Source organism: Streptococcus sp. 1001283B150225_161107_H12 (assembly GCF_015552665.1).
Taxonomy (GTDB): domain Bacteria; phylum Bacillota; class Bacilli; order Lactobacillales; family Streptococcaceae; genus Streptococcus.
In genome coordinates, this window is sequence record NZ_JADNFC010000003.1 from 322,736 (window position 1) to 340,818 (window position 18,083).

Consider the following 18,083-nt stretch of genomic DNA (forward strand, 5'->3'; position numbering starts at 1 on the left):
TTTAAGTTATAATTAAGAAACTAGGTCTATACTTTTCCATAATTGGAACAATAGGAGAAAACTATGAAACAACCATCAAATTTTCTAAAAAAAATTTTGCAACTTTTACTTGTTCTTGTCATTGGGTTTACTGGAGGAATCTTAGGGACCTTGACCTCTTTCCAGTTTACCAAGGGGAATTCTACAAATTCTAGCCAAGAAATAAAATCTACCAAAGTTAATCGTGCTTATAAGAATACAACATCAACTAGTGAAGCTGTTGATAAGGTTAAAAATGCTGTTGTTTCTGTTATTACCTATGCTGAAACCTCTGAAAAAGGCTTCATCAATGGAGAAACAGATTCTGATCCAGAAGTGGCTAGTGAAGGTTCAGGAGTTATCTATAAAAAAGATGGTAAAGACGCTTATCTAGTAACCAATGCTCACGTGTTGATGGGAGCAACAGAAGTCGATATTCTCTTTGCAGACGGAAATAAAGTTTCCGGAGAAGTTGTCGGTTCTGATACTTTCTCAGATATTGCGGTTGTTAAAATCAGTTCAGATAATGTTACGACTGTGGCTGAATTTGGAGATTCATCTAAGTTGACTGTTGGAGAGACCGCAATCGCTATTGGTAGTCCTTTAGGAACAAAATTTGCCAATTCCGTTACCCAAGGGATTGTTTCTAGTCTCGGACGTACTGTGAAGCTCAAATCAGAAGATGGCCAAAACGTATCTACAAAAGCGTTGCAAACGGACGCTGCCATCAACCCAGGGAATTCTGGTGGTCCCCTTATCAATATTCAGGGACAAGTCATCGGAATTACCTCAAGTAAAATCTCTTCAAATGGCCAAACTGCGGTTGAAGGAATGGGATTTGCTATTCCTATAAATGATGTGCAAAATATTATTGAACATTTAGAAAAAAATGGTAAAGTCATTCGTCCAGCTCTTGGAATTACCATGATGGACCTGGCTAACCTATCCTCTTCTGATCTTAGCCAATTAGACATTCCAAGCAAACTCAAAGGTGGAGTTCTTGTCCGCTCAGTCGAAAATGATATGCCGGCATCCAAATATTTGCGTCGATTAGATATCATTACAAAAATCGATGATACAACTATTGAATCAACTGCGGATTTACAATCTGCCCTCTATTCTCATCAAATTGGTGATAAAATTAAAGTTATTTTCTATAGAGATGGTAAGCAAAAAACAGCGACCATTGAGCTGACAAAATCTACAGAAAGTCTTGGAAATTAAGTAAATTTACAACAGTGTCAACACACCTTTACGAAATTGTAAAGGTGTGTTATGCTATATACATCATGGAAAAAATTGATATTATTGACATAAGGCAAATACGAACCAATCCTTTTCAACCTCGTCAAACCTTTGTACAAGAGAAATTAGAAGAACTCGCAGCTTCAATCAAAGAAAATGGATTAATCCAGCCCATTATTGTTCGAAAATCTCCGATTGTTGGTTATGAACTACTTGCTGGAGAAAGACGCTACCGAGCAGCTCAAATGGCTGGTTTCAAAGAAATCCCTGCGATTATAAGAGAATTATCAGATGATGACATGATCAAACAAGCCATTATCGAAAATTTACAAAGGGAAGATTTGAATCCAATTGAAGAGGCCGAATCCTACCAGCATCTTATTGATAAAGGGGCTACTCATGAAGAAATTGCACAATTTATGGGAAAATCTCGTCCTTACATCAGCAACATGGTCCGTTTGCTTCATCTCTCACCAGCTGTCAAAGAAGCCATCAAAAATGATCAAATTTCACAAGGACATGCCCGCATTTTAGTTCCTTTAAAAGAAGATCTACAAATCTATTGGTTGGAACGAACCCTGAAAGAAGGACTAAGCGTTCGTAGTTTGGAAGAAAAGGTTGGTCAAAAAAAGAAAAGGCCAAGTAAAAAAGAGAAAGAACTATTTTTAGCACAGGAAGAAAACAGATTAAAAAAGATGCTAGGAACAGAAGTAGAAATCCGTCTGACAAAACAAGAAAAAGGTAGTATTCATATTTCATTTAACAACCTTGATGAATACCAACGAATTATTAACAGTCTCAAATGAGGCTGTTATTTTTTATAGAACAATTAACAGATTTATCCACTTCTTCAAAAATCCTCCTTACTTGATATTCCTACTTTCTTTTCTCTTTTCCCCAACTTGTGGAAAACTTCTACACACATTGGGGATAACTATTCACATATTGTGGAAAAAACTCTTTTTTATTCCCTCAGAACAAGTTGTGGAAAACTCCCTCCTTTTATGATAAAATAAGAAAAACATAGCAAGTAAAAATGAATAGGAGGGCGATAAGTGTCAAGAGAAGAAACATTCTGGAATCGTGTGATTGAATTAAGTAAAAAGACATTTAAAAAAGAAATCTTTGACTATTTTGTCCTTACTTCAAGACTCATCAAAGTCGATCAACAAGAAGCCGTTATTTATTTAGATGCGGAAGTAAAAAAATTATTCTGGGAAGAGAATATGACAAAGGTGATTTTGACTGCTGGATTTGAAATTTATGCAGTAGAATTAACCATTTCCTATCAATTCAATCTTGAAGAAGAGGAAGAAGAAAAAGAGTTTATTCCCCTTTCAGAAATGAATAGAGACTATGCAGTGAGCCATGCTCCGATAGTAGATTTGCCTCCTATCCAAACAGGATTAAGAAAGAAATACACCTTTGATAATTTTGTAAGTGGAGATGGAAATCAATGGGCTTTGGCTGCCGCTTTAGCAGTTTCTGAAAACCTTGCTACCACTTATAATCCTTTATTTATCTATGGAGGACCCGGTTTAGGTAAAACGCATTTGCTCAACGCGATTGGGAATCAGATTATGGAAAACTACCCAAATGCTCGAGTAAAATACATCCCAGCAGAATCCTTTATCAATGAATTTTTAGAGCGTCTTCGCCTCAATGATATGGATACCTTTAAAAAAACCTATCGAAACTTGGATTTGCTCTTAATTGATGATATTCAATCGCTTGGAGGAAAAAAGGTTACAACTCAAGAAGAGTTCTTTAATACCTTTAATGCTCTTTATGGGGATAATAAGCAGATTGTCCTAACCAGCGATCGTAGTCCTGATCATTTAGATAGCTTAGAAGAACGTCTAGTCACGCGCTTTAAGTGGGGCTTGACGCAAAATATTACACCACCAGATTTTGAAACTCGAATCGCTATTTTGAGAAATAAAATCGAAGACCTGGACTTTACTTTCCCTGATGATACACTTGAATACCTAGCAGGTCAATTTGATTCTAACGTCCGAGACTTAGAGGGTGCTTTGAATGATATCTCTCTTGTGGCAAGAGTTAAAAAAATCAAAGATATTACAATAGATGTCGCAGCTGAAGCCATTCGAGCTCGTAAGAATGAAGCCTTACAAATTACGGTGATTCCTATTGAAAAGATTCAAACGGAAGTTGGAAAATTTTACAATGTCAGTGTCAATGAAATGAAAGGCTCTCGACGGGTTCAAAATATTGTCCTAGCTCGACAAGTAGCTATGTACCTCGCCCGCGAGATGACCGACAATAGTCTTCCTCGTATCGGTCGTGAATTTGGAGGAAAAGACCATACAACGGTCATGCATGCTTATGAAAAAATCAAAGGGATGATCGAAATTGATGACAATCTCAGACTCGAGATTCAAACCATCAAGAAAAAATTAAAGTAATCCCATGTGGACAATCCTAGAAAAACTTGCTTCTTTTTCCACATGTTGTGAACAAGGAACTTTTCAATTCCTGTCTGGCTTTAGAAGAGTTTTCCACATGTTCCACATACTCTACTATTACTATTAACTTACTAATACTAAAATAATAAAAGGAGATCTCATGATCAATTTTTCTATTAACAAGGCTTATTTTCTACAAGCTTTAAATACGACAAAAAGAGCCATTAGTTCAAAAAATGCAATTCCAATCTTATCCACTATTAAGATTGATGTCACTTCTGAAGGGATTACTCTCATTGGATCAAATGGACAAATCTCAATCGAATACTTTATTTCTGTTAAAGATGAAAATGCAGGCCTTCTAGTAACGACACCAGGTGCTATTCTTTTAGAAGCAACTTTCTTTATCAATGTTGTATCCAGTCTACCAGATGTCGTTTTAGATGTGAAAGAAATCGAACAAAAACAAATTGTATTAGTTAGTGGAAAATCAGAAATTACTCTTAAAGGAAAAGATGCAGAACAATATCCTCGCATTCAAGAAATTTCAGCCAGCAACCCTCTAACACTCCCAATTCAAACTTTGAAGAAAATCATTTTTGAGACAGCTTTTGCAGCAAGTACCCAAGAAAGTCGTCCGATTTTGACAGGAGTTCATTTTGTTCTTTCTGATCACAAGGAATTAAAAACGGTGGCAACGGATTCTCATCGAATGAGTCAAAAAAATATTACCCTTGAAAAAAATGGGGATAACTTTGATGTTGTGATTCCAAGCCGTTCTTTACGCGAATTAACGTCTGTCTTTTCAGATGAGATTGAACAGGTTGAAGTCTTCTTTGCCAATAACCAGATTTTATTTAGAAGTGACAATATCAGTTTCTATACACGTCTGTTGGAAGGAAACTATCCAGATACGGATCGCTTGATTCCAACAGAGTTTAGTTCGGAAGTAACCTTTAAAGTTGCTCATCTTCGCCAAGCCATGGAACGGGCCCGCCTGTTGTCTAATGCTACTCAAAACGGTACTGTTAAATTAGAAATTGCTAGTGGAGTTGTTTCTGCCCACGTCAATTCTCCTGAAGTAGGGCGCGTGAATGAAGAAATTGATACAGAAGCAGTTTCGGGAGATGATTTAAACATCAGCTTTAATCCAACTTATTTAATCGACGCTTTGAAAGCCATTGAAAGTGAAAAAGTCGTCATTCGCTTTATCTCTGCAGTTCGTCCCTTTACATTGGTACCAGCAGAGGAATCTGAACGCTTCATTCAATTAATTACACCAGTTCGGACCAATTAAGGGCCAAAAGCTAGCATTGAACAGGCTAGCTTTTCGTCTTCTATGTTGATGAAAGGAAAATCCATGTATCAGGTCGGTGATTTTGTAGAAATGAAAAAACCCCATGCTTGTATCATCAAAGCAACAGGGAAAAAAGCCAATCGTTGGGAAATTCGGCGAGTAGGGGCAGATATTAAAATTCGTTGTAGCAATTGTGATCATATGGTCATGATGAGCCGTCATGATTTCGATCAAAAAATGAAAAAAGTATTGTAAAAGGTTCAGTCATCTAGGTGACTGAACCTTTTGTATTATTTTAATTCTTCAAATTTTCCATCTTTTACTTCTTTGAAGCCATTAGATTTAAAGGTTTTAAGTGTTGTCTTGTAGCCAATGTAATCAACATTTTGATTTTCTTGTGCAGCAATTAACTGATTTTCTTGTAATTCTTTTAAATCTGCCTTGGTATAATCGATCTTTGTTTTCTCAATAACATAGTCATCCTTGTATTCTGCAGAGTGTGAGAATCCTTTGACATCTTTGAATTTTTTATCGTATTCATCAATAACTTTTTTTAATTGTTCTTTTGGCAATCCTGTACCTTCGTAATAGATAACACTTGTAGAATCTGTACTTAGAATTTTATCCCCCTGATATTCAACAATGACACGAATGTCTGTTTTCTTATCTTGGTTAATTGAAGGTAACCTTTTTTTGTACTTTGTCCACAAGCTCCCAGAAGAAAGAGAGTAAAGATAGCTAAAAGAGGCAGAAGGATCGATTTAATTGATAGTTTTTTCATGACGAAAACTCCTTTATTATTATTGGTTTGATTATACCATATTCTTATGGAATTGGACAGGTGACTGTTAGTTTTAAGGGAGAGCATTTTTTCATCATCTTGTGCTTTGAATTATGTTATAATAAAAGAGATTGAAATGTGAACGGAGAAGAAGAAAAATGGCTTTAACAGCAGGTATCGTTGGTTTGCCAAACGTTGGTAAATCAACCCTATTTAACGCAATTACAAAAGCAGGAGCAGAGGCTGCAAACTATCCCTTTGCGACCATTGATCCAAACGTTGGAATGGTAGAAGTTCCAGATGAACGTCTCCAAAAATTAACGGAAATGATCACTCCTAAGAAGACAGTGCCGACAACCTTTGAATTCACAGATATTGCAGGGATTGTAAAAGGTGCGTCAAAAGGAGAAGGTCTCGGTAATAAATTCTTGGCCAACATCCGTGAAGTGGATGCTATTGTCCATGTGGTACGTGCTTTTGATGATGAAAATGTCATGCGGGAGCAAGGCCGTGAAGATGCCTTTGTCGATCCATTAGCAGATATTGATACCATTAACCTAGAATTGATTCTGGCTGACTTAGAATCTGTGAATAAACGCTATGCGCGTGTGGAAAAGATGGCACGTACGCAAAAGGACAAGGATTCCGTTGCAGAATTTAATGTCCTCCAAAAGATTAAGCCAGTGCTTGAAGACGGGAAGTCAGCTCGTACCATCGAATTCACAGACGAAGAACAAAAAGTTGTCAAAGGTCTCTTCCTCTTGACCACTAAACCAGTTCTGTATGTAGCGAATGTGGATGAGGATGTGGTTGGAGACCCAGAATCGATCGATTATGTGAAGCAAATTCGTGAATTTGCAGAAACAGAAAATGCAGAGGTAGTGGTGATTTCTGCGCGTGCGGAAGAAGAAATTTCTGAATTAGACGATGAAGATAAAAAAGAGTTTCTTGAAGCTATTGGTTTGACAGAATCAGGTGTGGATAAATTGACTCGTGCAGCTTACCATTTACTTGGACTTGGAACTTACTTCACAGCTGGTGAAAAAGAAGTTCGCGCTTGGACTTTCAAACGTGGTATGAAAGCTCCTCAAGCAGCTGGAATTATCCACTCAGACTTTGAAAAAGGATTTATCCGTGCTGTGACCATGTCTTATGATGATTTGGTCAAATATGGATCTGAAAAGGCTGTAAAAGAAGCAGGACGCTTGCGGGAAGAAGGAAAAGAATATGTCGTTCAAGATGGCGACATCATGGAATTCCGCTTCAATGTATAAAGAAAACAAGTAAATAACCAAAAGGTTGGAAAAAAATTCCAGCCCTTTTGGCTTTTGAAAGGGAAAGTAAATGACAAAATTAATCGTCGGATTGGGAAATCCGGGAGATAAATATGTGGAAACTAAACACAATGTAGGCTTTATGTTAGTGGATCAGCTGGCGAAGTCTCTCAACCTGACCTTCTCACATGATAAGATTTTTCAAGCAGATGTGACCTCCACCTTTATAGATGGAGAAAAGGTCTTTTTGGTCAAGCCAACCACTTTTATGAATGAGAGTGGCAAGGCCGTACACGCGCTTTTGACCTATTATGGTTTAGAGGTGGAAGATTTGGTCGTTATTTATGACGACTTGGATATGGAAGTCGGCAAGATTCGCCTTCGGGCCAAAGGATCAGCTGGAGGCCACAACGGAATCAAGTCGATCATCAACCATATTGGCACTCAGACCTTTAATCGCATCAAGATTGGAATCGGGAGACCCAAGCATGGCATGTCAGTAGTCCACCATGTCTTAGGAAAATTCGATCAGGATGATTATGCCACCATCCTCCTTGCTATCGACAAATCAGAGGAAGCTCTTCGCTTTTATTTAAAAGAAGGGCAGTTTGAAAAAACAATGCAACAATACAATGGATAAATATAAGACACTGGTTGATCTATTTCAACAGAATAAAGATATCAGAAAATGGCAACAAGACCAGCAAAAAAGAAGTCGCTCTCTTCTACTAGGACTGTCTTCGTCTACAAAAGCTATTACCATGGCGACAGTTGTCGAAGACGGACACAAGGTCTTGGTCTTGACCTCTTCCCAAAATGAAGCAGAACGGCTCGCAAGTGATTTATTGGGATTATTAGGCGAAGAAAAGGTCTATCTTTTCCTCGGAGATGACAATCCTTTGGCAGAGTTTGTCTTTGCTTCCCAGGAACGGGTCTTTTCTCGTCTGGAAGCTCTGGATTTTCTTTTAGCTCCAGAAAAAGAAGGGATCGTCATTGCCAATGTAAGTGGTAGTCGTTTGCTCTTACCTAATCCAAAGACTGTCAGCTCTATGATTCAATCTTTCTCTGTTGGAGAAGAAAAAAATCTGACAGAGTTGAAAGATACCCTCCTGGCCATGGGCTATCAAAAGGTTTCACAGGTAAGCCAACAGGGAGAGTTTAGTCTTCGAGGGGATATTGTAGATCTTTTTGAAGCCAGTCAAGATTTCCCTTATCGCCTGGAATTTTTTGGAGATGAGATTGATGGCATTCGGACTTTTTCTCCAGAGACTCAACGTTCACTAGAAAATCTAGATGCGGTAACAGTTCATCCAGTTAGTGATATGTTACTAACTAAAAATGATTTTTTAAGAGGACAGAAGAATCTAGAAAATCTGATTCAAAAAAGTCCTCATCCAGAGCTAAAATCCTATTTGACTGAGATTCTCACAGAAGCGCATCACCAGCGTCTCCATGCAGATAGTCGAAAATTTCTCTCTCTTTTTTATCAGCAAACCTACACTCTCTTTGATTACCTCCCCAAACATGCTCCTCTTTTTTTGGATGATTACCATAAAATCATGGATCAGGAGGCGCGGTTTGATGTAGAAGTTGCTAACCTTTTGACAGAGGACCTACAAAAGAGTCGCTCTTTCGCTGAAGCCCAGTATTTTGCGGACAATAGCGCACTCTTACGCACTTATAAACCATCTTCTTATTTTTCAAATTTTCAAAAAGGCCTGGGAAATCTGCGATTTGATGTCCTCTATTCTTTTAACCAATACCCCATGCAGGAATTCTTCAGTCAGTTCTCTCTTTTAAAAGATGAAATTGACCGTTTCCGTAAACAAGATTACACAGTCATTCTTCAGGTGACGAGTAAACAAGGCCTCCACCAGTTACAAGAGCACTTGAGAGACTACGGGATCCAACTGGATTATCTTGCACCCGATCAGCTTCATCCAGGACAGAGCCAGTTGATTATTGGTGGGTTGGCGCGTGGCTTCCACTTTGTGGATGAGAAGATTGTCCTGATTACAGAGACAGAAATCTTCCAGAAAAAGGTTAAACGAAAGATCCGTCGGCAAACCATTTCCAACGCTGAGCGGTTAAAAAATTACAATGAGTTGGAAAAGGGAGACTACGTTGTTCACCAGGTTCATGGAATTGGTCAGTATTTAGGACTAGAAACCATTGAAATTTCTGGCGTCCACCGAGATTATGTCTCCATCCAATATCAAAATGGAGACCGGATTTCCATCCCTGTGGATCAAATCCAAATGCTGTCCAAGTATGTTGCGAGTGATGGCAAACCTCCTAAAATCAACAAACTCAACGATGGTCGCTTCCAAAAGGCCAAACAAAAGGTTCGTCAGGAAGTAGAGGATATTGCAGATGATCTGATTCAACTTTATGCAGAGCGAAGCCAATTGCAAGGCTTTGCCTTTACTCCAGACGATGAGAACCAAGAAGCTTTTGATCAGGCTTTTCCCTATGTTGAAACAGATGATCAGATTCGCTCTATCCAAGAAATCAAGAAGGATATGGAATCTTCAAGCCCTATGGATCGTCTCTTGGTCGGAGACGTGGGATTTGGGAAGACAGAAGTTGCTATGCGAGCGGCCTTTAAAGCTGTCAAAGACCATAAACAAGTGGCCGTATTAGTTCCGACAACGGTCCTAGCTCAACAGCATTATGCCAATTTCAAAGAACGCTTCGAAGCCTTTCCAGTAGAAGTTGATGTCTTGAGTCGTTTCCGTAGTCGTGCTGAGCAAAAAGAAACCTTGGAAAAACTAAAAAAAGGCCAGGTCGATATCCTGATTGGTACCCACCGCCTTTTATCTAAGGATGTGGAATTTGCGGATCTCGGTCTTATCGTGATTGATGAGGAGCAACGGTTCGGTGTCAAACACAAGGAAACCCTCAAGGAGTTAAAGAAAAAAGTCGATGTTTTAACCTTAACGGCAACGCCCATTCCTCGTACCCTTCATATGTCTATGTTGGGGATTCGGGATTTGTCCGTTATTGAAACCCCGCCGACCAATCGTTATCCTGTTCAAACCTATGTCTTAGAAACCAATCCAACCATTATCCGAGATGCTATTCGTCGGGAGATGGATCGGGGAGGTCAGGTTTATTATCTCTACAACAAGGTAGATACCATTGAGCAAAAAGTTTCAGAGTTACAAGAATTGGTACCGGAAGCCTCTATTGGGTTTGTCCATGGACAGATGAGTGAGGTACGGTTGGAAAACACCTTGATGGATTTCATTGAAGGTGAGTATGATATTTTAGTTACGACCACCATTATTGAAACAGGGGTGGATATCCCCAATGCCAATACCCTCTTTATTGAAAATGCCGACCATATGGGCTTGTCTACCCTTTACCAATTGCGAGGACGGGTTGGACGAAGCAATCGCATTGCCTATGCTTATTTGATGTACCGGCCGGACAAAACCTTGACAGAAGTTTCTGAAAAGCGTCTTGAAGCCATTAAAGGATTCACTGAATTGGGGTCTGGTTTTAAGATTGCTATGCGAGATTTGTCTATTCGAGGTGCCGGGAATATTTTAGGGGCTTCTCAATCTGGCTTTATCGATTCCGTCGGATTTGAAATGTATTCACAGTTACTCGAAGCTGCTATTGAGAAGAAACAAGGAAAAGAGAAAAAACGCCAAAAAGGAAATGCGGAGCTCAATCTCCAAATTGATGCCTACATTCCAAGTGATTATATCTCCGATGAACGTCAAAAAATTGAAATTTACAAACGTATTCGAGAAATTCAAGTCCAAGAAGATTATGAACTGCTGCAAGATGAATTGATTGATCGTTTCGGAGAATATCCTGATGTGGTAGCCTATCTCCTAGAAATAGGGTTTATCAAATCTTATCTGGACCAGGTCTTTGTTAAAGTGGTTGATCGAAAAGACAATCAACTAACGGTGAAATTTGAGCCAATTACCAAGCAACTTTTATTGACTCAAGATTATTTTGCTGCCTTATCAGCAACTAATTTAAAAGCTCGTATTGCAGAAAGCCAAGGATTGATTGAATTAATTTTTGATGTGCGAAATAAAAAAGACTTCGAAATTTTAGAAGGCTTGCGACAATTTGGGGAGAAATTACTGGCCATCAAGCAGGAAAAATTGGAAAATCAAGACTAGGAAGAAAGATTTTACTAGGCTCTTTCTAAAAAAATGGTACAATAATACATTAGAGGTGATACGATGAGATTAGATAAATATTTAAAAGTTTCCCGCATTATCAAAAGACGCCCTGTAGCTAAAGAAGTAGCCGATAAGGGGCGGATAAAAGTCAATGGGGTCCTAGCGAAAAGTTCAACCGACTTGAAGGTGAATGACGAAGTCGAAGTTCGCTTTGGAAATAAACTATTGACAGTAAAAGTGTTGGAAATGTTAGATAGTACTAAAAAAGAAGATGCGTCTAAAATGTATGAAATCATTCGTGAAACAAGGATAGAAGAAGATGCCTAAAAATATTGTACAAATGAATAATCGGTATATTCAAGACGAACATCAGCGTCAGAAATACCAGAATGAGGAGCGAAAAAAACAGAACCGTTTTATGGGTTGGGTTCTCATTTTAATAATTTTATTGTTTATTCTCCCAACTTATAATTTGGCTCAGAGTTACCAGACGCTTCAAAAACGCAAACAACAATACGTTCAATTGCAAGAACAATATCAGCAAACCCTTGAGGAAAAAGAATATCAAAAGGATATCGTAGAGAAATTGAAGGATGACGAATACGCTGCAAAATATGCACGCGCAAAATATTCCTTCTCTAAAGATGGCGAATATATTTATACGATACCTAATTTATTACCGAAATAATGGAAAATATTGTAAAAACTGTTCAACAATTTCTAGAATATTCTGATACAAAATTAGAAGAGTTAGCTAAAAAAAATCAAGCCTTAAAATTGCAAGAAGAAACTCAGGAAAGGAGCAAGGATGAATAAGTTAGTTTATTGGATGATTTTTCCTACTTTCTTAGTCACCCAACCCTTATCTGATTCATCCCAAGTCCAAGTTCCATTGACTGCTGATTCTTCTTACGCTAGTCAAATAGGGACTCAGGATCATTTCTTTGTCTCCATACCGTCCAATCCGAATGTTTATCAGCCAATCGTGACCTATTCGGATCCAGAATTGCGTCAAAAAGCTGGGGAAATCAAGCCAGATACTCCCTTTACTGTTGATCAATTGTTTGTGAATGACCAAGGCAAATCTGTTTTTAAATTATCGAATAAACAGTATGTAGTAGCTGATCAAGATCAAATTTACGAAGATTCGATTTTGGAATTAACAGAAGAAAAAAAGACCATGTGGCTGACATCCTCTTTTACAGTTTATGATCAACCCTTGGTAAATGGCGCAAAAAGCAAAAAAACAAGTCTGACTCCCTATAGTAAGGTTGAAATCACCAAGACTGCCAAAACTTTAAAAGGGACCTACCTAGAAATTTCTGGCCAGGGATGGATTGCAAAAGATGAACTTTCTGCTACAGATAATCGGATGGAAAAAGTCCAAGAGATTCTCAATCAGAAGTACAACAAAGACGGAATTGCAGTTTACGTGAAGCAGGTGGATACTGGAAAGACTGCTGGGATACATGAAGACCAGGAAATGTATTCTGCTAGTATAGCCAAGCTCTTGTATTTGTACTATACTCAAAAAGAGGTAAACGAAAACCGTGTAGATTTGCAGACTCCTTTAAAATATATAAAAGAAGTCAATGATTATCCAGGAGCTTATGAACCGGAAGGCAGTGGAAGTATTTCAAAAACACCGGATGATAAGGATTATACCGTCGCTGATTTGATTAACCGAGTGGCCAAAGAATCTGATAATGTTGCGCAAAACATTTTAGGCTATTATGTAACGCACCAATCAGACAAAGAATTTCAAAAGGTGACCAATAAGATTGCAGGAAAAACGTGGAATGTAGAAACTAGAATAGCATCTCCAAAAATGGCAGGAAATGTCATGGAAGCTATCTACCAACAAAATGGTGGAATCATTGATGCTCTGTCAGAGACTCGCTTTGATGATCAACGAATTTCAAAAGATATCCCAGTCAAGGTCGCTCATAAGATTGGAGATGCCTATGATTTCCGTCATGATGTCGCCATTGTTTATACAGAATCACCATTTATTTTAGCTATTTTTACGGATCACTCTGATTACGAGACTATCTCAGCAATTGCCAAAGATATTTATGAGGTCTTACAGTAATGAAAGAAAAATTTTTTCAGTTCTGTCTAAAGGAGGGGCTTTTTGAATCTCATCAAAAAGTCCTTTTGGCTTTATCAGGAGGAGTGGACTCCATGACCTTACTGGATTGGCTCTACCATTATCGGCACCAATTAGGAATCGACCTCGTACTTGCTCATGTCAATCATCACCAACGCATTGAAGCTGACCAAGAAGAAAGAGGAATTCGAGCATTAGCTGAAGCAAAACATCTACCGCTGAAGGTTGCCCATTTCTCTGGTCCTTTTTCTGAAAGCCAAGCTAGACAATTCCGCTATGATTTCTTTGAAAAAGTTATGAAAGAAGAAGCTTGTAGCGCTCTCGTCACCGCTCATCATATGGATGATCAGACAGAAACGATTTTAATGCGTCTGATTCGTGGGAGTCGTCCACGGCATTTAAAAGGTATTCCTTTAAAACAACCATTTGGACAGGGTGTGTTGATTCGTCCCCTCTTACATTTCAAAAAAAAGGATTTTCCAGAAATTTTTCATTTCGAGGATAAGAGCAACCGCTCCTTGGACTATTTCCGTAACCGTATCCGTCATCGTTATCTCCCACTGTTAGAAAAAGAAAATCCTCAAGTGACGAGTGCTTTAGTCAACTTAGGAGAAGATCTCAGTCATTGGCACCAGGCTTTAAAAGAGTTGACCAAAGATTTGAATCCACAAGATGTGACACAGTTTCAAAAGCAATCACCAGCTGTTCAGATTTATTTGCTGGAAGAGTATCTAGCTAGTTTTCCAGATTTGCAATTGAGTCGGGCACAATTTGAACAATTACATAGAATAGTAGTGACCAAGTCCAATACGCAACAAGTTCTAAAGAATGGTTATGAACTTTACAAAGACTATCACTATTTTGAAATTCGGAAAATCAGTCGTAGGACGGATGACCGAATGTCAGAAGATTTGTTACAATTTGGAACCATAAAGACAGTAGGTGCTTATCGCTTTTTATTTGGAGTGGAACCAAGCGATTCATATATGGAGGCAATCCCACTTCCAAACAACCACCCAGTTTTTATTCGCCCCCGTAAAAGGGGAGATCGTATTCTGATGAACGGTCACCATAGAAAAATTAGCAGATTGTTGATTAACCAAAAAATCCCTTTAAATCAACGAAACAATCTGGTGGTTTTAGAACAAGATAAACAAATACTGGCTATTCCTGAAATTGCGATCAGTGATTTGAGTAAGGAATTAAAAAATGGTATAATGAAGGATACAATTTATATCCAGAAAATAGATAGGTAAAAAAGATGTTAGAACAAGATATCAAAAAGATACTCATTTCCCACGATGAAATCGTGACTGCAGCACGTGAACTTGGTCAAAAACTGACAGAAGATTACCAAGGGAAAAATCCAATTTTAGTAGGGATTTTAAAAGGGTCAGTCCCATTTATGGCAGAATTGATCAAACATATTGATACGCATATTGAGTTGGATTTTATGCTAGTGTCTAGCTATCATGGTGGAACATCAAGCTCAGGCGTGATTAATATCATCAAAGATATGGACCAAGACATTAAGGGTCGAGATATTCTCTTTGTTGAAGATATCATTGATACTGGTAAAACTCTTAAGAGTTTGAAAGAATTGTTTGAAGGACGTCAACCAGCATCTGTTAAAATTGCTACCTTGTTGGATAAACCTGAAGGACGCTTGGTTGAGATTGAAGCAGATTACACTTGCTTTACCATTCCAAACGAGTTTGTTGTGGGCTATGGTTTAGACTACGATGAAAACTATCGAAACCTTCCTTATATCGGAGTGTTGAAAGAAGAAGTGTATTCAAAATAGAGGAAACTAGATGAAAAATAACAAAAACAATGGTTTTGTTCGAAATCCTTTTCTGTACTTATTGATTATTGTAGCTGCTGTTACAGGTTTTCAGTATTTCTTTGCTGGAAATAGTATCGGACAAAGTCAGCAAATCAATTATACAGAATTGGTAAAAGAGCTTAAATCAGACAACGTCAAGGAAATTAGCTATCAGCCAAACGGTAGTGTCATTGAAATTTCCGGTACCTATAACAAAGCAAAAACCAGCAAGGATGATACAGGGGTTCAATTTTTCACTCCAAGTCCAAGTAAGGTGACTCGCTTCACGAGTGTGATCTTACCGTCTGATTTGACTGTTCAAGAACTACAAAACTTAGCATCCGAACATAAGGCTGACATCACTATTAAACGGGAAAGCTCAAGTGGAATGTGGATTACCATTCTGACTTCCATTGTTCCATTTGTCATCGTGATGTTCTTCTTCTTCTCTATGATGAATCAAGGAGGAGGCGGTGGCGCCCGCGGTGCTATGAACTTTGGCCGTAACAAAGCGCGTGCTACCAATAAAGAAGATATCAAGGTTCGTTTTTCAGATGTAGCAGGGGCTGAAGAAGAAAAACAAGAACTCGTTGAAGTGGTTGAATTCTTAAAAGATCCAAAACGCTTTACAAAATTGGGTGCCCGTATCCCAGCAGGTGTTCTTCTTGAAGGCCCTCCGGGAACTGGTAAAACATTACTTGCTAAAGCAGTTGCAGGTGAAGCTGGCGTACCATTCTTTAGTATTTCAGGTTCTGACTTCGTTGAAATGTTTGTTGGTGTCGGTGCAAGCCGGGTTCGTTCTCTATTTGAAGATGCTAAAAAAGCAGCTCCAGCCATTATCTTTATCGATGAGATCGATGCTGTTGGACGTCAACGGGGAGTTGGCCTTGGTGGGGGAAATGATGAACGGGAACAAACCCTCAACCAGCTCTTGATTGAGATGGATGGTTTTGAAGGAAACGAAGGCATCATCGTGATTGCAGCCACCAACCGTTCAGATGTTTTAGACCCAGCCCTCCTTCGTCCAGGTCGTTTTGACCGGAAGGTTTTAGTTGGTCGTCCAGATGTAAAAGGACGCGAAGCTATCTTGCGAGTCCATGCTAAAAACAAACCATTAGCCAAAGATGTCGACTTGAAACTAGTTGCCCAACAAACACCAGGATTTGTTGGAGCGGATCTTGAAAATGTCTTAAACGAAGCAGCTCTGGTAGCGGCCCGTCGCAATAAGAAGGTTATTGATGCATCTGATATTGATGAAGCAGAAGACCGTGTGATTGCTGGTCCTTCTAAGAAAGACCGAACAGTTTCTCAAAAGGAACGCGAATTGGTTGCTTACCACGAGGCAGGGCATACCATTGTCGGATTAGTCCTATCTAATGCTCGTGTTGTTCACAAGGTGACCATCGTTCCACGTGGACGTGCTGGTGGTTATATGATTGCTCTTCCAAAAGAAGACCAAATGCTTCTTTCTAAAGAAGATATGAAAGAACAATTGGCTGGATTGATGGGCGGACGTGTTGCAGAAGAAATTATCTTCAACGTTCAAACCACAGGGGCTTCCAATGACTTTGAGCAAGCGACCCAAATGGCGCGTGCTATGGTAACGGAATATGGAATGAGTGAAAAACTTGGTCCAGTTCAATACGAAGGCAACCATGCTATGTTTGGAGCTCAAACGACTCAAAAATTCATTTCAGAGCAAACTGCATATGAAATTGATGAAGAAGTAAGAAGTCTCTTGAATGAAGCTCGCAATAAAGCAGCTGAAATCATCCAGAACAATCGTGAAACACACAAGTTGATTGCAGAAGCCTTGTTGAAATACGAAACCTTGGACAGTGTTCAAATTAAGTCATTGTATGAAACAGGTAAAATGCCAGAAGATACTGATTTAGAATTAGAAAAAGAATCTAAACCATTATCTTATGAAGAAATTAAATCTAAAATGGAAGAAAATAAGTAATAAACTTTATAGTCTTCTAAAGCATTTAGAAGGAGCCGAAAATTTCGGCTCTTTTTTTTCAAAAAAGTGTTGACAGATGAAAATGAACTGATATAATAGATTACGTTGTAAAAATGGTCCGTTGGTCAAGGGGTTAAGACACCGCCTTTTCACGGCGGTAACACGGGTTCGAATCCCGTACGGACTATTGCAAAAAGTTGTTACATTCGTAGCAACTTTTTTTGTTTGATAAAACCATTATTCTGACATTCTTATCAAAATAATGACCGATTAGAGTTAAAAAGATTCCAAATAGAAAATAAGCACAAATAAATCAAAACCTCCTTTAAAATGAAGACAAGTTAGAAAGGAGGTCCAATGAACTTTAAAAAATCATATGAAAAAGTAAAATGGATTGTATGGAAATGTGAAAAGGAATTTTATATTCATCTTTGGGATCACGCAGATTGGGAACAAGAAGGTAGGCTGGTCTTATATGAGCTACAAATAAGTAATCCAGAAGTAGAAGAGAATGAAGAAATTCTATTAACCTACTTCAAAACAAAGTTTCGCAATCACATAAAAGATAAAGTTAGAAAACAAGAGAGTGATAAAAGGAAATTAAATAAGGTACCATATACAGAGATTGGAGAAATTAGTCATAGACTTCGATCAAAAGAACTCTTTTTGGATGAACTAGTCCTGTTAAGAGGAGCCCTAAAAGAATTCCGAGAAAACCTAACCAATCAAGAAAAAGAAGACTATGATAAACTTCTAATGAATCAACGTTTTTCTGGACGAGCAAAAATGCGGAGAAGACTCCAAGAATACTTGAAAGATTTCAAGGATCATCATTTATGAAAAAGGATGTAAAAAAGCATCCTTTTTCATAAAAAAATAAAAATTTAAAAAAATAGAAAAAAGATATTGACAAGACTATATGGTCGTGATATACTAATATAGTTGTCGCGCGAGAGCGACAAAGACCTTTGAAAACTGAACAAGACGAACCAATGT

17 protein-coding genes and 1 tRNA gene are annotated in these 18,083 nt (G+C 38.4%); 17 read left to right on the forward strand and 1 reads right to left on the reverse strand.

Going from position 1 to position 18,083, the window contains the following annotated elements:
* Positions 1-63: 63 nt before the first annotated feature.
* From I2C87_RS06585 to I2C87_RS06605, 5 genes are all read left to right on the forward strand, one after another.
* A complete protein-coding gene (locus I2C87_RS06585) occupies positions 64-1,242 on the forward strand; it encodes a S1C family serine protease (RefSeq protein WP_195324274.1) in 1,179 nt (392 codons plus the stop codon).
* Positions 1,243-1,307: 65 nt separating this feature from the next.
* Positions 1,308-2,069 (forward strand): ParB/RepB/Spo0J family partition protein, encoded by a 762-nt coding sequence (locus I2C87_RS06590; RefSeq protein WP_195214272.1) that lies wholly within the window; start codon positions 1,308-1,310, stop codon positions 2,067-2,069.
* A 249-nt stretch (positions 2,070-2,318) separates the two neighbouring features.
* Positions 2,319-3,689, forward strand: coding sequence for a chromosomal replication initiator protein DnaA (gene dnaA / locus I2C87_RS06595; RefSeq protein WP_048715111.1), 1,371 nt, complete (start codon positions 2,319-2,321; stop codon positions 3,687-3,689).
* A 160-nt stretch (positions 3,690-3,849) separates the two neighbouring features.
* Positions 3,850-4,986 (forward strand): DNA polymerase III subunit beta, encoded by a 1,137-nt coding sequence (gene dnaN / locus I2C87_RS06600; RefSeq protein ID WP_195324275.1) that lies wholly within the window; start codon positions 3,850-3,852, stop codon positions 4,984-4,986.
* Positions 4,987-5,049: 63 nt separating this feature from the next.
* On the forward strand, positions 5,050-5,241 hold the full coding sequence (locus tag I2C87_RS06605; RefSeq protein WP_006596995.1) for a DUF951 domain-containing protein: 192 nt from the start codon (positions 5,050-5,052) through the stop codon (positions 5,239-5,241).
* Between the two features lie 35 nt (positions 5,242-5,276).
* On the opposite strand, the gene I2C87_RS06610 is transcribed toward I2C87_RS06605, so the two are convergent.
* The gene (locus I2C87_RS06610; RefSeq protein WP_229046260.1) at positions 5,277-5,696 is read right to left on the reverse strand and encodes a DUF1307 domain-containing protein; all 420 of its coding nucleotides are present in this window, start codon (positions 5,694-5,696) and stop codon (positions 5,277-5,279) included.
* A 229-nt stretch (positions 5,697-5,925) separates the two neighbouring features.
* Here I2C87_RS06610 and ychF point away from each other — a divergent pair, with 229 nt between their 5' ends.
* The 12 genes from ychF to I2C87_RS06665 all read left to right on the forward strand — a co-directional run bounded on the left by ychF (position 5,926) and on the right by I2C87_RS06665 (position 17,927).
* Positions 5,926-7,041: a redox-regulated ATPase YchF gene (gene ychF, locus I2C87_RS06615; protein ID WP_195324276.1), complete on the forward strand. Its 1,116-nt coding sequence runs from the start codon at positions 5,926-5,928 to the stop codon at positions 7,039-7,041.
* A gap of 70 nt (positions 7,042-7,111) precedes the next feature.
* A complete protein-coding gene (gene pth, locus I2C87_RS06620; RefSeq protein ID WP_048690437.1) occupies positions 7,112-7,681 on the forward strand; it encodes an aminoacyl-tRNA hydrolase in 570 nt (189 codons plus the stop codon).
* Complete coding sequence (gene mfd, locus I2C87_RS06625; protein ID WP_195324285.1) at positions 7,674-11,186, forward strand: transcription-repair coupling factor; 3,513 nt, start codon at positions 7,674-7,676, stop codon at positions 11,184-11,186. Before pth ends, mfd begins: the two co-directional genes overlap by 8 nt.
* 63 nt (positions 11,187-11,249) lie before the next feature.
* Positions 11,250-11,516, forward strand: a complete 267-nt coding sequence (locus I2C87_RS06630) for an RNA-binding S4 domain-containing protein (RefSeq protein ID WP_023024830.1) — start codon at positions 11,250-11,252, stop codon at positions 11,514-11,516.
* On the forward strand, positions 11,509-11,877 hold the full coding sequence (locus I2C87_RS06635; protein ID WP_023024832.1) for a septum formation initiator family protein: 369 nt from the start codon (positions 11,509-11,511) through the stop codon (positions 11,875-11,877). Before I2C87_RS06630 ends, I2C87_RS06635 begins: the two co-directional genes overlap by 8 nt.
* Positions 11,877-12,005 carry an SP_0009 family protein gene (locus tag I2C87_RS10135; protein WP_260469288.1) on the forward strand — a complete coding sequence of 43 codons (129 nt, stop codon included), beginning with the start codon at positions 11,877-11,879 and terminating at the stop codon, positions 12,003-12,005. Before I2C87_RS06635 ends, I2C87_RS10135 begins: the two co-directional genes overlap by 1 nt.
* The gene (locus tag I2C87_RS06640) at positions 11,998-13,281 is read left to right on the forward strand and encodes a serine hydrolase (protein WP_195324277.1); all 1,284 of its coding nucleotides are present in this window, start codon (positions 11,998-12,000) and stop codon (positions 13,279-13,281) included. The genes I2C87_RS10135 and I2C87_RS06640 overlap by 8 nt, the downstream gene beginning before the upstream one ends.
* Positions 13,281-14,555, forward strand: coding sequence for a tRNA lysidine(34) synthetase TilS (gene tilS, locus I2C87_RS06645; RefSeq protein ID WP_195324278.1), 1,275 nt, complete (start codon positions 13,281-13,283; stop codon positions 14,553-14,555). Before I2C87_RS06640 ends, tilS begins: the two co-directional genes overlap by 1 nt.
* Positions 14,556-14,560: 5 nt before the next feature.
* The gene (gene hpt / locus I2C87_RS06650) at positions 14,561-15,103 is read left to right on the forward strand and encodes a hypoxanthine phosphoribosyltransferase (protein ID WP_048690450.1); all 543 of its coding nucleotides are present in this window, start codon (positions 14,561-14,563) and stop codon (positions 15,101-15,103) included.
* Positions 15,104-15,113: 10 nt separating this feature from the next.
* Complete coding sequence (gene ftsH / locus I2C87_RS06655; protein WP_006595315.1) at positions 15,114-17,087, forward strand: ATP-dependent zinc metalloprotease FtsH; 1,974 nt, start codon at positions 15,114-15,116, stop codon at positions 17,085-17,087.
* Between the two features lie 115 nt (positions 17,088-17,202).
* Positions 17,203-17,274 (forward strand) — tRNA-Glu (locus tag I2C87_RS06660).
* A 170-nt stretch (positions 17,275-17,444) separates the two neighbouring features.
* Positions 17,445-17,927 (forward strand): sigma-70 family RNA polymerase sigma factor, encoded by a 483-nt coding sequence (locus I2C87_RS06665; RefSeq protein ID WP_154854227.1) that lies wholly within the window; start codon positions 17,445-17,447, stop codon positions 17,925-17,927.
* The last annotated feature ends 156 nt before the right edge of the window (positions 17,928-18,083 follow it).